General features: G+C 65.3%; 4 protein-coding genes and 1 tRNA gene. 2 read left to right on the top strand and 3 right to left on the bottom strand.

Annotation, left to right across the window (positions count from 1 at the left end; genetic code table 11):
- Both QOD90_RS02695 and QOD90_RS02690 read left to right on the top strand, forming a co-directional pair.
- Positions 1–103 (top strand): LuxR C-terminal-related transcriptional regulator (locus QOD90_RS02695; protein ID WP_526346410.1); only part of this gene is annotated, 103 nt, incomplete at its 5' end.
- 439 nt (positions 104–542) lie between these two features.
- Positions 543–728: a hypothetical protein gene (locus tag QOD90_RS02690; RefSeq protein ID WP_526346408.1), complete on the top strand. Its 186-nt coding sequence runs from the start codon at positions 543–545 to the stop codon at positions 726–728.
- A 719-nt stretch (positions 729–1,447) separates the two neighbouring features.
- Here the strand turns inward: QOD90_RS02690 and QOD90_RS02685 are convergent.
- The 3 genes from QOD90_RS02685 to QOD90_RS02675 all read right to left on the bottom strand — a co-directional run bounded on the left by QOD90_RS02685 (position 1,448) and on the right by QOD90_RS02675 (position 3,407).
- The gene (locus tag QOD90_RS02685; protein WP_526346406.1) at positions 1,448–1,939 is read right to left on the bottom strand and encodes a DUF309 domain-containing protein; all 492 of its coding nucleotides are present in this window, start codon (positions 1,937–1,939) and stop codon (positions 1,448–1,450) included.
- 72 nt (positions 1,940–2,011) lie between these two features.
- Positions 2,012–2,084: transfer RNA gene (locus QOD90_RS02680), tRNA-Ala, on the bottom strand.
- Between the two features lie 57 nt (positions 2,085–2,141).
- Positions 2,142–3,407, bottom strand: coding sequence for an MFS transporter (locus QOD90_RS02675; RefSeq protein ID WP_526346404.1), 1,266 nt, complete (start codon positions 3,405–3,407; stop codon positions 2,142–2,144).
- Positions 3,408–3,474 lie beyond the last annotated feature (67 nt).

Here is a 3,474-nt window from a genome sequence, read left to right as displayed (position 1 = left end):
CAAGACCGTAAGCAACCACGTCAGCGCGATTCTCACCAAACTCGGCGTCCAGAACCGCACCCAGGCCGCGGCCTACGCCCCCCACTGTCAAACCACGCCATAACGTCTAACCGGACCCCCCGGCTCGTCGTCGAACTCTTCGCCCGTGGCGTCCTAGTGCTCTGCCCTCTTGGCCATGGCCTTGACCCACCATTAGACCGAGGCTGGTCGTCTCCGGGCAGCGCTCGCCAGGTACACCGCGTCGGAGCAACAGAACGAAGCCGATAAGGAAGACCCGCGCAAGGCCGAAGCCGCTGCCAACTTCGCGGCGCAGTGCACTATCTCAGTCGTCGGTCAGGCCATCGCCGGAGATCGTCCAGTAATGCCATTGAACGGTCCGCCGTGCTCCGTGCGGCACTCGGGGCGATGGGTGGAGACGGGACCATTAAAGGCGAACCAGCGTGAAGTGCAGCCCGTGTCAGCGTGAAGGCTGTGCCAGAACCACGAATGCCGCTAGCCCGCATCGGTATTGCTCGTTCGTGTGCCATGTCGTTGAGGATGAGATGGACCAGATTCGTCGTGTCTGCGAAGCGGTAGGCGAGAGCCCGTTGACAGCCGAGCTGTGGGCCGCAGCCGTTCAATTAGGCGATACGTGGACCGAGTGTCAGTGGCTCAACAAGCGTCTGTTCGATGCGACCCGCGACGCGGGCATCAACGCCGATGAGTTCTACGCAATCAGGAACGGCTAGCGGTTCACGGCGCAGCCACGAGCCGGGCTGTTTGTCAGGAGTTCAGCACGTTCTTAATCGTCGCGTTGGCGAGAGCTATATCTGCTCGGGTGCCCCAGATCGGGTGTCGGGCGAAGTCTCGCACAGCCTCGATGAAGGTGCCTTCAACGATGTGTCCCGCGAAGAGAAACGCCGTCGACACGAGAAAAATCGCCGCACCTACCCGTGGACGCCGTAACAGCAGCGAAACTGCGATCGGGACTAGCGAATAGTTACCCACGACTGCGCACCACCGATTGGCCGCGCTGAGGTGCTGGCCCGCATGTTCAGCCGCGAACTCCTCGTAGGTCCCCCCCATCGATTGAGCATCCCACCGGGTGAGGCAACGGCGCAAGCAGTTGACGGGGCCTAGATCAGCGGGCGTCGCTCCCGTGTCTCGGCCCCCGGTCTGCCGCTGTGGTCACGTCTGCGATAGGGGCATCGGCCCCGCGGGCGGCTGTTCGAGAAGTCGTCGAAGCCTTTGCCGGAGGTCTTGACCGGACTTGTCGTAAGCATGGATCTGGAAGGCAGTTCAATCGAGATGCGAGTCGGGAAGAGACGAGCGAAAGCGAAGATTGTGAACGTGCCTTCGGATGTTCTCATTGGCGGCGATGTCATGGTCGGCCAGCCACTCTCGGTGTCCGTAATTACAGTGCACCAAGCAGATCGCACCGGAAATCAGGCCGCCGACAGAGCTCCGATCAGTTCCTGACCGGCGGCGGTGTCGTCAGCGCCGGGTGCAGGCGCTGCGGTGAGATCGTCGTCCCACCAGTGAGGTCGTCGGCCAGGGCGGCAGCCCAGCCGAGCAAACCGTCGATGTCGACGCCGTGTGGCACTGGACGGGTCACCTCGCGCAGGCGACCGGACCCGCGCTGCAGCAGTGCGATCGCGCCACCGGGGTTGTCCCGCTGGACGTGAGTGATGCCGACCGCCAGTTGGGCCAGGCCCTGCCAGAGCAGCCTTTCGTCATGGGGGCCGCTCTTCCAGGCGGCTTCGAGAACTTCGTGCGCGTGGAATGCCCGGCCCTCGTTGAGCAGATCTTGTGCGTACGAGAGGAATTCGTTCGGCGGCAGGTCGAGCTCGTCTGGGATGCGGGGTACACCCTGGCTGCCCGGTGGAAGGATCCGGCCCAAGGCGTCGCGGGGACGGCTGTTGCGGGGCCGGCCCGCTTCGTCGCGATCACGCGCGGTCACCCTGTCATCATGTCCGACGGTGGGGTCGGCAAACCGAAAACGCTCTGACCCGCGGGTTCACCTTCAAAAGGGTGGAGCTAAGGGGATTCGAACCCCTGACCCCCACACTGCCAGTGTGGTGCGCTACCAACTGCGCCATAGCCCCTTCAAGTGGTGCCCGTCGACGCTACACCAAGCAGTACTTGCGGTTCAAAACCGCACGTCACGGCAGCTCGCCACCGGCTTCGGGACCGAGCGGACGGGCCGCGGTGTGCTCGGTGCTGGTCGCTGGGCGCGTCTCCGGCGCGAAGATCCACCCGACGGCCGCCAACAGCAGAATGACGCCGCTGATCACGAACGCCGACCCGAACGTCAGGTGCTCCGCGATCTGACCCACCGCCAGCGAGCCCAGAATGGCCCCGAAGTCCGACATCATCTGGAAGGTCGCCACCGCTGTGCCGCCGCGGGACTTGCTTCCGATGATGTCGGCGACCGCCGCCTGCTGCGGTGAGATGAACATGCCCGTCGCCGCGCCGGTGACGTACGCGGCGACCAGGAACAGCGGCAGCGACGTCGTGAAGCCGACGAGGACCGTCGTCACCGCCGACACCGTCAGGCCGACGATCAACAGCTTGCGTCGGCCGATCCGGTCGGACAGGTAACCACTCGGAATCACCGCGGACACGTTGCCGATCGCGAACGTCGCCAGCGCCAAGCCCGCCATGCCGGCGCCGCGCCCGAGGACCTCGACCACGAACAGTGGCACCAGCGCGATGCGCAGACCGAACGCCGACCACCCGGTAGCGAAGTTCGAGAACAGAGCCGCTTGGTACGCGCGGTTGCGCAGGGCCGTCCGCACCGAGATCGCCGGCTCGGTCTGCACGTCCGGTGCTGCCAGCGACGAGTGCCGCAGCCGGACGAACACCACGGCGACGGCGATCAGCAGCGCGACACCGTAGATGACGAACGGCGCCGACAAACCGAGTCCGACGGTGAGGCTGCCGATGACGGGTCCACCCACCGAGCCGATCAGGAACGCGCTCGAGAACAGCCCTGCTACGCGCCCGCGCGCGTCCGACGGTGAGATCCGGATCATCAATCCCAGCGACGACACCGTGAACATCGCCGATCCAAAACCGCCGAGCGAACGGAACACCAGCAACTGCCAGTAGGTCTGCGCGAACGCGCACGCCCCGGTCGACACGGCCACAATCACCAGCCCGGTCAGGTAGATGCGCCGCTCCCCCAGCTTCTGCACCAGTAGGCCGCTGACGGGCGCGGCGCACAGCCGCATCAACGCGAAGGCCGTGATGACGAACGTCGCGGCGGCGATGCTGACGCCGAAGTTGCGCGCGTACTGCGGCAGGACGGGTGCCACCACGCCGTACCCGAGGGCGATGACCGCGTTGGCGGTGACGAGAACCCAGACCTCGCTGGGCAGCTTGGGTTTCTGGGGAGCCGAACAGTCTCCCTCCGCGACGGAACTCACGCTATGACTGTATTCACCACGTCTCTCGCCGCTTCCTGCACCTCCGCGAGGTGCTCGGGTCCCTTGA

Source organism: Mycobacterium sp., assembly GCF_032161845.1.
Classification (GTDB): domain Bacteria; phylum Actinomycetota; class Actinomycetes; order Mycobacteriales; family Mycobacteriaceae; genus Mycobacterium.
Note: the sequence above shows the minus strand (reverse complement) of the source record. Positions and strands in the feature narration are given on the sequence as shown.